Annotated in this window: 17 protein-coding genes, 1 pseudogene and 1 riboswitch; of the genes and pseudogenes, 12 read left to right on the top strand and 6 right to left on the bottom strand. The window is 69.8% G+C overall.

Annotated elements, in window-relative coordinates; genetic code table 11:
* Positions 1–9: 9 nt before the first annotated feature.
* The gene (locus tag E1294_RS06820; RefSeq protein ID WP_132505869.1) at positions 10–615 is read left to right on the top strand and encodes a TenA family protein; all 606 of its coding nucleotides are present in this window, start codon (positions 10–12) and stop codon (positions 613–615) included.
* 46 nt (positions 616–661) lie between these two features.
* Entirely contained in the window at positions 662–1,540 is an 879-nt protein-coding gene (locus E1294_RS06815) for an Fpg/Nei family DNA glycosylase (RefSeq protein ID WP_132505866.1), read from the top strand.
* Between the two features lie 57 nt (positions 1,541–1,597).
* Here the strand turns inward: E1294_RS06815 and E1294_RS06810 are convergent, their stop codons facing one another.
* Complete coding sequence (locus E1294_RS06810; protein ID WP_132505863.1) at positions 1,598–3,091, bottom strand: MFS transporter; 1,494 nt, start codon at positions 3,089–3,091, stop codon at positions 1,598–1,600.
* A 75-nt stretch (positions 3,092–3,166) separates the two neighbouring features.
* On the opposite strand from E1294_RS06810, the gene E1294_RS06805 reads away from it, so the two are divergent.
* The 3 genes from E1294_RS06805 (at position 3,167) to E1294_RS06795 (ending at position 5,497) form a co-directional block, all read left to right on the top strand.
* Entirely contained in the window at positions 3,167–3,601 is a 435-nt protein-coding gene (locus E1294_RS06805) for a winged helix-turn-helix transcriptional regulator (protein WP_132505860.1), read from the top strand.
* Positions 3,602–3,675: 74 nt separating this feature from the next.
* On the top strand, positions 3,676–3,999 hold the full coding sequence (locus tag E1294_RS06800) for a rhodanese-like domain-containing protein (protein WP_132505857.1): 324 nt from the start codon (positions 3,676–3,678) through the stop codon (positions 3,997–3,999).
* A 58-nt stretch (positions 4,000–4,057) separates the two neighbouring features.
* Positions 4,058–4,172: riboswitch (TPP riboswitch) on the top strand.
* Positions 4,163–5,497, top strand: coding sequence for a purine-cytosine permease family protein (locus E1294_RS06795; RefSeq protein ID WP_132505854.1), 1,335 nt, complete (start codon positions 4,163–4,165; stop codon positions 5,495–5,497). (Overlaps the previous riboswitch by 10 nt.)
* On the opposite strand, the gene E1294_RS06790 is transcribed toward E1294_RS06795, so the two are convergent.
* A complete protein-coding gene (locus E1294_RS06790; RefSeq protein WP_132505851.1) occupies positions 5,460–6,035 on the bottom strand; it encodes a methylated-DNA--[protein]-cysteine S-methyltransferase in 576 nt (191 codons plus the stop codon). The two genes, E1294_RS06795 and E1294_RS06790, sit on opposite strands and share 38 nt — an antisense overlap.
* A gap of 97 nt (positions 6,036–6,132) precedes the next feature.
* Here E1294_RS06790 and E1294_RS06785 point away from each other — a divergent pair, with 97 nt between their 5' ends.
* Together E1294_RS06785 and E1294_RS06780 are read left to right on the top strand one after the other, a co-directional pair.
* On the top strand, positions 6,133–8,013 hold the full coding sequence (locus E1294_RS06785) for a sensor histidine kinase (protein ID WP_246082857.1): 1,881 nt from the start codon (positions 6,133–6,135) through the stop codon (positions 8,011–8,013).
* 119 nt (positions 8,014–8,132) lie between these two features.
* Positions 8,133–8,570 (top strand): ATP-binding protein, encoded by a 438-nt coding sequence (locus E1294_RS06780; protein WP_342775018.1) that lies wholly within the window; start codon positions 8,133–8,135, stop codon positions 8,568–8,570.
* On the opposite strand, the gene E1294_RS06775 is transcribed toward E1294_RS06780, so the two are convergent.
* The 3 genes from E1294_RS06775 to E1294_RS52480 form a co-directional block, all read right to left on the bottom strand.
* Positions 8,554–9,195: a YidC/Oxa1 family membrane protein insertase gene (locus tag E1294_RS06775; protein ID WP_132505842.1), complete on the bottom strand. Its 642-nt coding sequence runs from the start codon at positions 9,193–9,195 to the stop codon at positions 8,554–8,556. The two genes, E1294_RS06780 and E1294_RS06775, sit on opposite strands and share 17 nt — an antisense overlap.
* Positions 9,196–9,276: 81 nt before the next feature.
* Positions 9,277–9,477, bottom strand: coding sequence for a DUF6412 domain-containing protein (locus E1294_RS06770; protein WP_132505839.1), 201 nt, complete (start codon positions 9,475–9,477; stop codon positions 9,277–9,279).
* Positions 9,478–9,495: 18 nt separating this feature from the next.
* Positions 9,496–9,669, bottom strand: a complete 174-nt coding sequence (locus E1294_RS52480; protein WP_165977124.1) for a hypothetical protein — start codon at positions 9,667–9,669, stop codon at positions 9,496–9,498.
* Positions 9,670–9,763: 94 nt separating this feature from the next.
* Here E1294_RS52480 and E1294_RS06765 point away from each other — a divergent pair, with 94 nt between their 5' ends.
* Together E1294_RS06765 and E1294_RS06760 are read left to right on the top strand one after the other, a co-directional pair.
* A complete protein-coding gene (locus E1294_RS06765; RefSeq protein WP_132505836.1) occupies positions 9,764–10,462 on the top strand; it encodes a response regulator transcription factor in 699 nt (232 codons plus the stop codon).
* Positions 10,462–11,595: a sensor histidine kinase gene (locus tag E1294_RS06760; RefSeq protein WP_132505833.1), complete on the top strand. Its 1,134-nt coding sequence runs from the start codon at positions 10,462–10,464 to the stop codon at positions 11,593–11,595. The genes E1294_RS06765 and E1294_RS06760 overlap by 1 nt, the downstream gene beginning before the upstream one ends.
* Positions 11,596–11,607: 12 nt before the next feature.
* Here E1294_RS06760 and E1294_RS06755 read toward each other — a convergent pair whose 3' ends face one another.
* On the bottom strand, positions 11,608–12,012 hold the full coding sequence (locus E1294_RS06755) for a hypothetical protein (protein WP_132505830.1): 405 nt from the start codon (positions 12,010–12,012) through the stop codon (positions 11,608–11,610).
* 189 nt (positions 12,013–12,201) lie between these two features.
* Here E1294_RS06755 and E1294_RS06750 point away from each other — a divergent pair, with 189 nt between their 5' ends.
* From E1294_RS06750 to mptB, 3 genes and pseudogenes are all read left to right on the top strand, one after another.
* Positions 12,202–12,549 carry an STAS domain-containing protein gene (locus E1294_RS06750; RefSeq protein WP_132328427.1) on the top strand — a complete coding sequence of 116 codons (348 nt, stop codon included), beginning with the start codon at positions 12,202–12,204 and terminating at the stop codon, positions 12,547–12,549.
* A 30-nt stretch (positions 12,550–12,579) separates the two neighbouring features.
* Positions 12,580–13,308 (top strand): glycosyltransferase family 2 protein, encoded by a 729-nt coding sequence (locus tag E1294_RS06745; RefSeq protein ID WP_132505827.1) that lies wholly within the window; start codon positions 12,580–12,582, stop codon positions 13,306–13,308.
* Positions 13,309–13,577: 269 nt separating this feature from the next.
* Positions 13,578–14,582: pseudogene (gene mptB, locus E1294_RS55555) on the top strand (polyprenol phosphomannose-dependent alpha 1,6 mannosyltransferase MptB); the annotation flags it as partial.
* Positions 14,583–14,752: the final 170 nt, after the last annotated feature.

Genomic DNA, 14,752 nt, shown 5'->3' with positions numbered 1-14,752 from the left:
CTCCCTGCCATGAGCATTTCGGAAAGGTTGCACGCCATCGGCCGCCCCTTGCTCCAGGCGCAGCTCGACCATCCCACGGTGGCCGGGATCGGCCGCGGTGACCTGGCGGAACCGGTGTTCAGGTCGTGGCTGGAGCAGGACTATCTATTCCTGCTGGACTATGTGCGGGTGTTCGCGCGGCTGGCCTGGCAGGCGCCCGACACGCATCTGGGCGACCTGGTGGACCTGGCGCACGCGACGTACCACGACGAGCTGAACCTGCACAGGTCGTTGTCGGCGGAGTTCGGGGCCGACCTGGAGGGCGCGGTGAAAGGGCCGGCGTGTGCGGCGTACACGGGGTTCCTGTTAGAGTCGGCGGCGTCGTACGGGGAGGGATTGGCGGCGCTTTATCCGTGTATGTGGGGATATTCGACCCTCGGGCAGATATTGGCGGAGAATCCGCCTACTGAGCCGAGATATCGGGCCTGGGTGGACACGTACGCCGACCCCGGGTTCGCCGCGCTCGCCGTACGCATCGCCCAGATGATCGACGAGGCCGACCCGGAGCCGGTGCGAGCGGAGGCGAAGTTCACCGAGGGCATGGCGCACGAGCTGGCCTTCTGGAGCGTGCCGTAGCATCCACAGGCTGTGGACGGCGTGGCCCGGACCGTACTCTGGTGACATGCCGGAACTTCCCGAAGTGGAGTCTCTCACCCACTTCCTGCGCGAGCGGGCGGTGGGCCGCACGATTCTGGGGGTCGACGTGGTCGGCTTCCAGGCGCTCAAGACGTTCGACCCGCCGGCCACGGCGCTCGGCGGGCTGACCATCACCGGCGTGGCGAGGCACGGCAAGTTCCTCGACCTCGACTGCGACGGCCTGCACCTGGTCATCCACCTGGCCAGGGCGGGATGGCTGCGCTGGCGCGAGGACCTGTCGGGTGCCAAGCCCGTCCGCCCCGGCAAGGGGCCGCTCGCGGTGCGGGTCCGGCTCGCGCCCGACGACGAAGGGTCGGCGCCCGGTTTCGAGCTGACGGAGGCGGGCACCCAGAAGCGGCTCGCCGTCTATGTCACGAGAGATCCGGGCGAGGTCCCCGGCATCGCCGCGCTCGGCCCCGACCCCCTCGACCCGTCCTTCACGGTCGCCGCGCTCAAGCGCATCCTGGGCGGCAACCGCACGCAGATCAAGGGGCTGCTGCGCGACCAGAAGGTCATCGCGGGCATCGGCAACGCCTATTCCGACGAGGTGCTGCACGCGGCCAGGATGTCACCGTTCAAGATCGCCGCCGCGCTCACGGACGCGCAGATCGCCGACCTGCACGAGGCCATCGTCACCACGCTCGGCGAAGCGGTCGAGCGGGCGCACGGGCTGGCCGCGAAGGACCTCAAGGCGGAGAAGAAGTCGGGGCTGCGGGTGCACAACCGCGCGGGGCAGCCGTGCGACGTCTGCGGCGACACGATCCGCGAGGTGTCGTTCGCCGACTCGTCCCTGCAGTATTGCCCCACGTGCCAGACCGGCGGCAAGCCCCTCGCCGACCGGAGGCTGTCTCGTTTGTTGAAATAGCTCCTTCATTACGGCACAGCCGGCGTCACCGCACGCGCCGACGCCGGCCGCCGTCTGTCATGGCCGGTCGTGAAGGCTCACGGGCTGCTCGCCGTGACGAGCGCCTTCTCGGCCGTGTTCCGTGGTTCCTTCCGGCGACCCGGCCGCCCCGCGGGGAGCCCGGGATTTCCCGTGGGGCCGCCTGGTGAGCAGGGCCGTTGCCGCGACGGCGCTCGCCAGGAGCGCGGCCGCCAGCGGGACCGCCAGGGCCGTGCGGAGGGCGGCCATCCCGGCCTCCTGCGTGGTCGCGGAGCCGAGCGCGGCCACGTTGACCGCGGTGACCATCGACACGCCCAGCGCGGCGCCGAACTGGAACGACGAGTTGATCAGCCCGCCGGCCAGCCCCTGTTCGCCGGCCGTGATCCCGTCCGTGGCCGTGATCATGAGGGGGCCGTAGGCGAAGGCGAACATCAGGGCGATCAGCGCCATCGACGGCACCATCGCGGCGTAGGTCCAGTCCAGCCCGGCGCCCAGGAAGAGTGTGTAGGCCAGCAGGCCCGACAGCAGGCCGCCGAGGATGACCTTGGCGTTGCCGTACCGGTTGACCAGCCACGGGGTGAGCGTCGGGGCGATCACCACGTCGGCCGCGGCCACCAGCAGGGCGAGCCCGGTCTGCATGGGTGACCAGCCGCGCAGCTCCTGCAGGTAGAGCGTGACCAGGAACTGGAAGCCGAAGAACGAGGCTGTGAGCAGGGCGGCCGTCACGTTGGCCCGGACCAGCGCGGCCGACCTGAAGATGCCGAGGCGGACCAGGGGGTGCGGGGAGCGGCGCTCGATGGCCACGAACGCCGCCAGCAACCCCAGGGCCGCGGCGAAGACAGCGAGCGTCAGCGGCAGGCCTTCGGAGGGGTGCTCGAGGCGTACCACTCCATAGACCAGCAACATCATCGCGCCCGTCGCGCTCGCCGCGCCCGGGAGGTCGAAACCGCCTGCCGGGCGCTCGCCGGCGGGCCCCTCCTTGATCAGCACGATCGCCGCGAGCAGGACCACCAGCGACATCAGGACCGGGGCGAAGAAGACCCAGCGCCAGCCGAACTCGGTGAGCACCCCGCCGATCACCAGACCGAGCGCGAAGCCGGCGGCGCCGGTGCTCCCGTAGATGATCAGGGCGCGGTTGCGATCGCGGCCCTCGGGGAAGCTCGTGGTGATCAGCGACAGTCCCGCGGGCGTCATGAAGCCGGCGGCCACTCCGGTGACGAACCTCGCCAGCAGCAGCACCCAGCCGTCGTTCGCGACCCCGCCGAGCCCGGAGAAGGTCAGGAACACCCCCAGCCAGAGCAGGAACATGCGCCGCCGGCCCAGCAGGTCGGCCGCCCGGCCGCCGAGCAGCATGAAGCCGCCGTAACCGAGCACGTAGGCGCTCACCACCCCGCTGAGCATGCTCGTGGGCACCCCGAGATCGGCCCGGATGGCGGGGAGGGCGACGTTCAACATGGCGACGTCGATGCCCTCGAGAAAGATGGCCCCGCAAAGAACGATCAGTACGCCCCACGTACGAGCAGAGACAGGCATGACAACCCCCGGTTACGGAAAAGCAGGTCGGTTCCTTGTTGTAACCGTCCATATCATTGGCCATCATGGGGTGGCATGGAAGAAGGCACTTCTGAATCACTCGGTTACTCCGCGGGCACCGTGGACGACGACTACGACGCGCGCCAGTGGGACACCCGTGAGGACTGCGAGGTGCGCCAGATCCTCGATCGCATCGCCGACAAGTGGTCGCTGCTGGTCATCGCCCTGCTCGACTGCCAGACCCTGCGTTTCACCCAGCTCCGCCGCGAGATCGACGGTGTCAGCCAGCGCATGCTGAGCGTCACCCTGCGCCAGCTCGAACGTGACGGCCTGGTCAGCCGCACGGTCCACCCCGTCGTGCCGCCCAGGGTCGACTACGCGCTGACGCCGCTCGGCCGTACGCTGCACGAGACCATCAAGTCCCTGGTCACCTGGACGGAGGCGCACCAGGAGGAGATCGCCCGCGCACGAGCCGCGTACGACGCCCGTGCTCATGGACCCACTTCGTGAGGCGGGCTCAGTCGCCTGATGCCGTCGCTCCTCCTCCAGACGACGGCACTCCCTCGCCGGGAGATGATGGAGTCATGACCGTTCCTGAGATCGAGCCGAGTGCCATCCCCGCAGACGCCTACCTCCTCGACGTCCGTGAGCAGGACGAATGGATGGCGGGCCACGCCCGTGAGGCGGTGCACATCCCGATGACCCAGATCCAGGGCCGCGTCGACGAGGTGCCCAGCGACCGGACGGTCTATGTCGTCTGCCGGGTGGGCGGCCGGTCGCTGCAGGTGGCGGCCTGGCTCAACCAGCTCGGGCACGAAGCGGTCAATGTCGGGGGCGGCATGCAGTCGTGGGAGTCCGCGGGGCGTGCGCTGGTCAGCGAGACGGGGGAACCGCCCTTCGTGGCCTGAGCCGAACGCCCTGCTATGGCGGTTTTGCCGCCTTTGGGGCATCATGGGGGCGCTAACTCCAGATCGTCGCGGGAGCTCGGGGTGCCGGGCTGAGAGGGCAGCTATTCGATCCGCTGCCGACCGCCTGAACCTGTCCGGGTAATGCCGGCGTAGGGAGAGTGCGATGTCGCACGTCGCCGACGAAGTTCCGCTGACCCTCGACGGGCAGCCCCCCAAGACCCTGGGCGTGCTCGATCAGGGCGCGCTCTGGGCCAACCTCGGTGTCAGCCTCCTCGGCTTCTCGGGAGCGCTGCTCCTGCTCAACCCGACCGGCGACGCGCCGCTCAGCCTGTCCGCCGCACTGGTGGCGACGGTGGTCGGTAGCCTGATCGGCACGGCCATGGTGGGTCTGTCCGCCATTCCCGGCACCCGCACGGGCCAGCCCGCCATGGTGCTGCTGCGCGGCCTGTTCGGGGCCAGGATCTCCTACGCGCCCACGGTGCTGAACATCGTGCAGATGCTCGGGTGGGGCGCTTTCGAGTTGTGGGTGATCGCCAAGGCCGCCACCGCGATCTTCGACGGGGTGGCGTACCCCGTGTGGGTGGTCCTGGCGGGCGTGCTGACCACCGCGCTCACGATCTGGCCGCTCGGTGCGATCCGCCTGCTGCGGCGGTACGTCACCGTCGGCGTGATCGTGTCGATGATCTGGTTCACCTGGTTCTTCCTGACCCAGGCGCCCGCGCCCGCCGGCGGGTCGTGGACCGGGTTCGCCCCGGCCGTCGACTACGTGATCGCGCTGTCGGTGTCCTGGGTGCCGCTGGCCGCCGACTTCGCCCGGCACTCCCGCTCCGGGCGCGCGGCGTTCACCGGGATCGTCGGCGGCTACACGGTGGCCCAGGTGGCCTGCCTCGGGCTCGGCGTCTACGCCGTGGCCATCGCCGGCGCCGCCGCCGTGAACGCCGACAACACGGCCGTGTTCACCCCGTTCGTGGCCGCTCCGCTCGGAGCACTGTTCTTCGGCATCCTGGTGCTGCGCGAAACCGATCAGTCGTTCGCGAACGTCTACTCCACCACCATGTCGCTGCAGAACCTGATGCCGCGCGTCGACCGGCGGGTCATCTCCACCGCCATCGGCGTGTTCACGGTCGTGATCGCCCTGGTCGTCGACGTCACCTCGTACGGCGCGTTCCTGGGCGTGATCGGGGCGGTGTTCGTGCCGATGTTCGCGGTGCTGGCCGTCGACTATTTCGGGTTCGGCCGCTCCGACCGCTGGAACACCGACGAGGACGCCCCCTCGCGCTGGTCGATGCTGGTGCCGTGGGCGCTCGGCTTCGCCGCCTACTGGCTGACCACCTCGACGCCCACCATCGCCGCGTGGGACGGGTTCTGGGCGTCGGCCCGCGACGCCATCGGCTTCACCCGGCAACCGTGGATGAACGGCGCACTCGGCGCGGCGGTGGTGGCGGCCCTCGTGACCGCGCTCATCGGCGTGTCGCAGCGGCGCGCTGTTCGACGTTGAGCAGGTGTTGCTTGGCGTTCGCGCCACCCGCGTAGTCGCCGGGGGCGCCGTCCTCGCGCACCACCCGGTGGCAGGGCACGATCACGCAGACGGGGTTGGAGGCCAGCGCGTTGCCGATCGCGCGCAGCGCGCGCGGCCTGCCGATGCTCTGGCCGATCTCCTCCAGCGTCGTGGTCGTGCCGTAGGGGACCGCCATGGTCTTCTGCAACACCGACCGGGCGAACGTGGTGGCCAGCGCCCAGTCGACCGGCGTGGCGAACGCGCGGAGCCGGCCGGAGAAATAGGCGTCCAGCTCTCTGCGCACCGGGTCGAGCCGCCGCGCGTCGGGCCCTATGAACGTGCCGACATGCCTGGTGACCTGTTCGAAGACGTCGTTTTCCGCCTCGAAGCTGCAGGCCGCGATGCCCTTGCCCGTCACGGCCAGCACCAGCCTGCCGACGGCGCCGTCGTAGGTGCCGAACGCGATGTCGGGCGGCGTCTCCCCGCGGTAGGTGCTGGAGGTCACCCGCAACAGGGCATCGAGATCACCGCTCGCCATTCGCCCTCACCCTCCACACCCACCGGGAATCGCCGTGACCGCAGCGTATCGGACGGATCGCCCGACGCACCTACCAAGCCACGTGCACTATGGAGGTGTGGGGGACGAATGGGCCGGTAGTGACGACGAGATCGCACGCGCGGTGCTCGCCGGTTCGCCCAACGCCGTCGTGGCGCTCGACCGTGACCAGAGCGTGCTGGTCTGGAACGAGGCCGCCGAGCGGTTGTTCGGGTGGCCGGCCGAGGACATGCTCGGGCGGCGGGCGCCGATCGTGCCCGGCGAGCTGACCGCCGAGCTCAATGCCGTGCTCGAGCGCGTACGCACGGGCGAGTCGGTGTCGCTGCGCACCAAACGCCTGCGCAAGGACGGCGTCCTCCTCGACCTCCGGGTGGACATCAGCGCCCTGCGCCTGGGCAACGCCGTGGCCGGATACGTCTGCGTGCACCATCCGGCGCGGGCCGACGAACTGGCCAGGCACCGCATGGCGCGCAGGGAACGCCTCGTGCGCAGGCTGACGGACGTCGTCGGCGACATCAACTCCGAGCTGGAGTTGTCGGCCGTGCTCGACCGGATCTCGGCCAGCCTCACGGAGCTCACCGGCGCGGACGCGGGCGGGTTCGTGCTGATCGAGGGCGACCGGCTGCGGCTGGTCAGCACCTACCAGCTGCCGGAGGCGATCAGGGGCACCACCACCGACCTGCGTACGAGCCTCGTGGACAAGCTGTTACGCACCGGCAAGACCGTCATGCTGGAGACGAACGGGCTCGAAGAACTGGTGTGGGCGCGGCTGGACGGCCTGCACACGATCACCCTGGGTCTGGCCGCCGTCGGCGGGCGCCCGTACGGAGCCCTTTACGCGCTTTTCGCCCGGCGCATCCCCGGGCATCTCGAACTGGAACTGCTGGAGCTGCTCGCCGGCCATGCAGGCATCGCCGTGGGCAACGCGGTCGCCTACCAGGAGGCGGTGCGGCAGCGGGCCCATGAGCGGGCCGTCTTCGACGCCAGCGCCGACGGCATCGCCGTGCTCGACGGGGCGGGCCGCGTGGTCCGCTGGAACCCGGCCGCCGCCGCTCTGACCGCGTTCTCGGCTGACGACGTCATCGGCGGGCCCCCGCCGTTCCCGCTGCCCAAGCCGGGGGAGAAGGTCACGTTCCAGTTGGAGACGGGCCGCTGGCTGGACGTGGTGAGCGCGCGGATCGAGGAGACCGGCGAGGTGGTCATCGACTTCCGTGACGTGACCGCGGCCAAGGAGCTCGAGGAGGCCAAGGACCTGTTCCTGGCGACGACCAGCCATGAGCTGCGCACGCCGATCACGATCGTGCGGGGGTTCGCCAGCACGCTGGACTCGCGCTGGGACAAGCTGAGCGACCCCGAGCGCCGTTCGGCCGTGCACACGATCGCCGAGCGGTCCAGGTCGCTCGGGCAGCTCATGGACCACCTGCTGCTGGGCTCCAGGGCGGGGGCGGACGAGCTCAAGGTCCGGATCGAGGAGTTCGACCTGGCCGAGCGGATCCGGGCCGCCACGCTCGGGCTGCCCGTGTTGTCGGACAAGCACCGGGTCGAGGTGACGCTCCCCGACGAGCTTCCGAACGTGCTGGGCGACGCGCTGGCCACGGACATCGTTCTGGGACAGCTGCTGGAGAACGCCTTCAAGTATTCGCCCAAGGGCGGGTTGATCGCCGTGGAGGCCTGGCCTGAGGCCGGCAACGTGGTTGTGGTCGTCGACGATGAGGGCGTCGGAATCGCCCCGCCTGACCGGGAGCGGATCTTTGAGCGCTTCGTCCAGGTGGACAGCGGCGACCGGAGAAGGTTTGGTGGAGTAGGGCTCGGACTTTACATCGTCCGCAGCCTCGCGAGGGCACAAGGGGGTGACGTGAGCGCCCATCCGAGACCAGGAGGTGGCACCCGCATGCGGCTCGTTCTGCCCTATCGGATCCGACACACCGATGCGGTAACGAGGCGGTCACAGTTGCGCTGATCTATCGTCCAATGTGTACAAGCTGTGATCGAGATGCGGTTTCTGGGGTCGAGTAACGGGGCATTTCGGTCGTACCGGGGAGTGTTCCCGCGGGGGGCACAGGGAACGGGGAGGTGGGTGTGTCAAGCGTGGTGCTGCTGCCGTACGCGCCGTCCAGCGTCGCCGTCGCCCGCCAGCGTCTGAGCACTGACCTGCAGGACAGTGGCGTCTTCTCCGCGGCGATCGACGACGCCGTGCTCGTGGTGAGCGAACTGCTGAGCAACGCGTTGCGGCACGCGCACCCGCTTCCTTCGGGCATGGTGCGGGTCGCCTGGCTGCGCAACGAGGACCACATCGAGGTGGCGGTGAGCGACGGAGGAGCGGCGACGGAGCCACGCGCCGGCCGCCCGACCCTGTCCTCGCTCGGGGGCCGGGGGCTCGGCATCGTCGAATATGTGGCGGAAAGCTGGGGCGTCCGGCACGAGGGCGACACCACGACCGTGTGGGCCATCCTGCCCGCTCCCCACGGCAACGGCTCGGTGAACGGGCAGGTGGCGACGCTCAGAGAGGCCGGCTAGCGAGCACGGCCCGCTCGCTCACGGCCCACGCCGTGGAGACGAGCAGATAGATCCCGGCCGCCAGCGGCAGCACGAGCGCGGCGAGCACGGAGCCGTACGGCAGCAGCGGCATGATCTTCTTCATCAGCTCCGGCTGCCCTTCGGCCACCTTGATCTGCCTCGCGGAGAGCCACGCCACCGCTGCGACCAGTGCGATGACCAAGAAGAAGACCAAAACCGGGGTGCTGACCAGACCGTAATTGGCGATCACGCCCGCCACCTGCTGCCCCAGCGGAGCCCCGAACAGGTCATGCCCGGCCAGCGCGGTCGGATGCGTGGCCACCCGGTACATCAGCCACATGAACGGAAGCTGCGCCAGCATCGGCATGATCCCGGCGAACGGCGAGCTGCCCTCCTTGGCGTAGAGGGCGGAGACCTCCTTGGCCAGCCGCTCGGGATTGCGCTGGTAGCGCTTCTGCAGCGCGCGCAGCCTGGGCGCCAGCCTCTCCTTGATCTTGGTGGTGCGGGCCTGGCGCACGTTGAGCGGCAGCAGCACAAGTCGTACGGCCAGCGTGAAGAGCACGATGCCGAGCGCGGCATGCCCCCCGGACATGGTGATGACGAACGTGACAAGAGAATCGATCATGAGCCCTGCTTCTTCGTGAGAGAGGAAGGGCTCACCCGGCCTACGCCTGAGGAGCCCCGCTTGGAAGGAAGCGGGGCATGCCTAGGGCGCGCGTGGACGCGGGCGTCCGGCCGCGTCGGGATCGCGCAGACGCTGGAACGCCGTGCGCCGCGCGTAGGTGAGCGGGAAGCGCCGCGGCTCGCCGCCGAAGGCGGGCAGCAACGTGGCCGCCCATGTGACCAGCAGCAGGACCGCCACCAGGGTGATCCCCGCCAGCCACGGGTCGAACAGGAGTTGCGTCACCGGCTCAGTGCGACCGGCTCAGTGCGACCGTGAGGACTTGCCCATCACCGTGACCACGACGAAGACGAGCAGAGCGACCACGCCGATGATCAAGGCGATCTTGAGCAGCCACAGCACCATCGGCAGGAGGAAGTTGAACAACACGAAGAGACCCAGCAAGGTCCCGAGAACGAGCATCACGACTCTACCCATGAGGCCACCGTACGTCCTCATGGCATGATCCGCGACGCTTACGAAGTAATGACGTCCATGCCGTCTTCGTGGAGCCGGGCCGTACCGTGAAGTGGTGAACACCCGCATCCTGGTCGTGGACGACGATCCGACCGTCTCCGAGGTCGTTGCCCGCTATCTGGAGCGCGATGGGCACGAGGTCGAATGCGTGGGCGACGGCGTGGAGGCGCTGCGCAGGGCGCTGGCGCGCCCGCCGGACCTGATGGTGCTCGACCTGATGTTGCCGAAGCTCGACGGGCTTCAGGTGTGCAGGAAGCTCAGGGAACGCTGGCCCGTACCAGTGATCATGCTGACCGCGCTCGGCGAGGAGATCGACCGGGTGGTCGGGCTCGAGACCGGGGCCGACGACTACGTGACCAAGCCGTTCAGCCCGCGCGAACTGGCGCTGCGCGTCCAGTCGGTGCTGCGCCGCGCCCGCGGCGCCTCCGTCACGGGCGGCACCGGCGTGCTCCGCGACGGGGACCTGGTGGTGGACGTGGGCGCCCACGAGGTGCACCTGGGGGGTGAGGAAGTGTTGCTGACGGCGCGGGAGTTCGACCTGCTGGCCCACCTCATGCGTAACCCCCGCCAGGCGTTCAGCCGATCCGCGCTGCTCACCCAGGTGTGGGGATGGTCGTTCGGCGACTCGTCCACCGTGACCGTGCACGTGAGGCGGCTGCGCGAGAAGATCGAGCCCGACCCCACCAGGCCGCGCAGGATCGTGACGGTGTGGGGGGTCGGCTACCGGTACGAACCCTTGGAAGACGGCTCCTGATGCCTCACACGACCGCCCTGACGCAGCCGGCGGTGGCCCTCGGCGAACTGGCCATGGTCGTCGCCGTGACCGCAGGGCTCGGGCTGCTGATCGCGTTCGCGGGCGTCGCGGTGATGTGGCGGCTGCGCACCCGGTCGATCGGCGTGATGCTGGCCGTGGTCGTGGTCGTCGCCGTGGCGGCCACGCTGGCGGGCGTCGTGGCGATCATCATGAAGATGATCATCGAGGGGGCGGTCAAGGACTTCGTGCTGAGCGTGGTGACCGTGGGCGGGCTCGTGGGGCTCGGGGTCGCGTTCGTGCTGGCCAAGCGGGTGGTCGGGGAGAGCAGGCGGCTGGTGGCCGCCGTACTCCATCCGCCGTTCGTGGCGCCCAAGGGGCTGCCCGCCGAGCTCCAGACGATCGCCAACACCCTGGAGGAGGCGTACGCGCGCGAGCGGGCGCTCGAAGGGGCGCGGCGGGAGCTGGTGGCCTGGGTGAGCCACGACCTTCGCACGCCGCTGGCCGGGATGCGGGCCATGGCCGAGGCGCTGGAGGACGGCGTGGTCTCCGACCCCGGGACGGTCGCGCGCTACCACGGGCAGATCAAGCAGGAGGTGGAGCGGCTCTCCGCGATGGTGGACGACCTGTTCGAGCTGTCCCGCATCCACGCGGGCGCCCTGCGGCTGTCGCGGGCCAGGGTCGGGCTGGCTGACCTCGTCGCCGACACCCTGGCAGGGGCCGAGCCGCTGGCCCGCGCCAAGGGTGTGGTGCTCACGGCCGAGGCGGCGGACGTCGTGCCCGTGGAGGCCGACGCGGGGGCGCTGGGGCGGGCCCTGGGCAACCTGGTGGTCAACGCCATCCGGCACACGCCGTCTGACCAGGCCGTGGTGCTGCGGGCCCGCGTGGACGACACGGGCATGGCATGCCTGTCGGTGACCGACTGCTGCGGGGGGATCCCCGAGGAGGATCTGCCCCGGCTGTTCGAGGTGGCCTTCCGAGGGGAGGCCGCACGCACTCCTACGGCCGATGGTGGGGCGGGGCTCGGGCTGGCCATCGCGCAGGGGATCGTGGAGGCGCACGACGGGAGGATCGAGGTGGTCAACGACGGGCCGGGGTGCCGGTTCGAGATCCGGCTGCCCCTGGTCGCCGGCTGATCCCTCGGGTGCTCAGGCGCTTTCCGGAAGGTCGACGTCGGAGCGGGGCAGGCCAAACGACTCCGACATTGCCCGAAATGTCGGACAGGGCCAGCGCCACATGCAACTCCTGCACCGCAGGATCGGATGGGCCGTGTCACTCGTGATGCCCCCCGCGTCCCTTGGCTGGTGGAGGTCGAGCAGCCTGAGCCCGAGCTCGGAGAACCTGAGCAGGTCGGCACGCGCGCCGGCGAGGAAGTCGAGGTCCTCGACCGCGAGCCGGGTGCGGATGGGGACATAGCCTTCGTGGTTCACCAGGCCGCGGAGGCGTCCTGCTTCGTCATCCCATGAGGTGGCCTTCTCTGTGCGGATGAGGATGGTCTCCAGCCGTTCGCGGAGCCCCTGACGCTGAGGATCTTCAGGATTGTCTGCGTTCATCGATCCGGGGGCCCGCCAGACGTGCCCCAGCCCCTCCTTCGCCATGACGCGGTTGCCAGTTCCGATGTCACGTTGTCAAGCTTCGCGTACTCTCCGTTTCCATGGAGCCCAAACGGAGGACAAAAACCTGTGGTTGCCCTATCGGCGTGACAACGTGACCGGAAGCCTCCGCGCCGCTAGCCTGCCCATGTGGAGCTCAAGGTCTCGACTCGATCACAGGCCGGGTGCGCGCTCGTCGCCATTACCGGAGAAATCGACCTGTACACGGCGCCCCACCTGCAGTCCGAGTTCACTCGGCTCCTGCAGGAAGGGCCTAGCCGGGTGGTCATCGACATGTCCGCCGTGGATTTCTGCGACTCCACGGGGATGAACGTGCTGCTCTCGGCGCTCAAGCGCATGAAAGAGCAGGGCGGGGCGCTCGACGTGGCCGCACCGCGTCCAGCCGTACGCAAGATCCTGCAGGTCACGGGGCTCGACTCGGTGTTCACCGTGTACGACGAGGTGCCGCAGGAGTTTCTCATAGCCGAGGGATCATGACGGAAGCCCCGCGTGCGGAGGTGACGCCCGATGGGCGGTGACACGGCGGCCGTCATCCCGGCCGCCAACGAGGCCGACCGCATCGCGGCCACCGTCAGGGCGGCGGCGGCGCTGCCCGGCGTCGACCTCGTCGTGGTGGTCGACGACGGCTCGTCCGACCAGACCGGCCGGGTCGCCCGCGCGGCCGGCGCCCGGGTGGTGCGCCACAGCCGCAACAAGGGCAAGGCCGCCGCGATGGAGACGGGTGCGGAGTCCGTACGCCTCCTCGACGAGGACGCCGCTCCCCGCCATCTCCTCTTCCTCGACGCCGATCTGGGCGACACGGCCCAGGCCGCCGCCCCGCTCATCGAGCCCGTACGCGCGGGCGAGGCCGACATGACCATCGCCGTGTTCACCACGCGGGTGCGGCTCGGCGGCCACGGCTTAGTCGTCCGCCTGTCGAAAGAGGGCATCCGCCGGGCCACCGGCTTCGAGCCCGCCCAGCCGCTCAACGGCCAGCGCTGCCTCACCCGAGCCGCTTTCGAGGCGGCCAGGCCGCTGGCACACGGGTTCGGCGTGGAGACGGCGCTGACGATCGACCTGTTGCGCAAGGGGTTCCGGGTCACCGAGGTCGAGGTCGACATGGCACACCGCGCCACCGGCACCGACTGGCGGGCGCAGCTCCACCGGGCCGTGCAGTTGCGCGACGTGGCGCGCGCGCTGGCCACGCGGGAGCCACTTGTCGCGCAAAATCTGGACAAACTTCGCTTCAAGCGCTGACCATCTGCGCTCCGCGACAACGTTCTCACCTTATGTGCGGGAGAACGTCCGGCTCCGGAGCGTGAGGACGGTCGGCTCAGAGGCGTGACGATGTCCGGTTCTGGGGCGTGACGACGTCCGGAGCCACCTTGCGAGTGTGCTGGAATCTTCCGGTGACTTCGCAATCGTGGCGCGACAAGGCACGAGGCCGGCTCGCGTGGGCGGCCACGGCGGCGATCAGCGCGTCGATCCTGCTGACGCTCACCATCGGCCTGCTCGGTCCTTCGCCGATGGTCCCCGCACTGACCGGCCCTGCCTGGCAACCGCCCTACTCCTTCGACGTCCGCCCCGACCCCCATCTCATGATCGCCATGGCCGCCGCCGCGCTCGTCCTCGGCGGCCTCGGCCTCCTGCTCGCTCTGTCCCTCACCCGCAATCTCCGGGTCCACCCTGGTCTCGCGCGCTCGGCGGTCATGATCGGCTGCCTGGCGGCGGGCGTGCTCGCGTTCCTGCCTCCCTCAGGTTCCGGTGACCACCTCAACTACGCCGTCTACGGCCGCATGGTGACGCTGGGCGTCGACCCCTACACCCACGGCGCGGTGGATCTTCCCGGCGACCCCATCGCCGGTGCGGTCGAGGAGCCGTGGCGGGAGGAGCCGAGCGTTTACGGCCCGGTGGCGACGGCCCTGCAGGCGGCGGCGAGCTGGGTGGGCGGCGACTCGCTCCGGCTGACGATATTCGTGCTGGCTCTGTTCAACGCCGCCGCGTTCATCGTGACGGGCCTGCTCATCGACCGATTCGCCAGTGACGACCCGGCAAGGCGCCTGCGCGCCGCGCTGTTGTGGACGGCCAACCCGCTCCTGCTCTACCAGCTGGTGGCGGGCATGCACGTCGACACCCTCGCCATCGCCTGCATGGTCGCGGCCCTGCTGTCCAGGGCTCGCCCCGCAGCTTCGGGTGTCCTGCTCGGTCTCGGCGTGGCGATCAAAATCAACGCCGGTCTCGTCGCTCTGGGCCCGGCCTGGGAGTTGCGACGGCGCCCTGCCCGTCTGGCGCTCATGGCCGGGTGTGCCCTCGCCGTGGTGGTCGCCGGTTACGCGATCGTCGGCACGGCGGCGATCGAGCCGATGACCCGCACCAGCAAGGCGATCTCGCACGCTTCGTTCTGGAAGCTCGTCCAGGGCTGGCTGCAGTCCGTCGTGGGCACCGGCAGCGCCTACCGAGGAGAGATCCAGGTGGGCTCCCTCCTGGTGCTCGCACTCGTCGCCTGGTCCCTGTTCCGCCTCGCATCCGGCGCGGCAGCCGGTCGGGCGGGAACCCAGGCCGGACCGGACCTGGGTTCCCGTATCGGGTGGGCGCGGGGTGGTGTGCCGGATGGGGGAGGTCTGGAGGCTCCCGCCGTGGCGACGGTGTTGGTGGTGGCGTACGTGTTCGCGACCCCCTACATCCTGCCGTGGTACGACGG

It is taken from the genome of Nonomuraea diastatica (assembly GCF_004349015.1).
Classification (GTDB): Bacteria; Actinomycetota; Actinomycetes; order Streptosporangiales; family Streptosporangiaceae; genus Nonomuraea; species Nonomuraea diastatica.
This window is presented reverse-complemented; position numbering and strand designations above follow the sequence as displayed.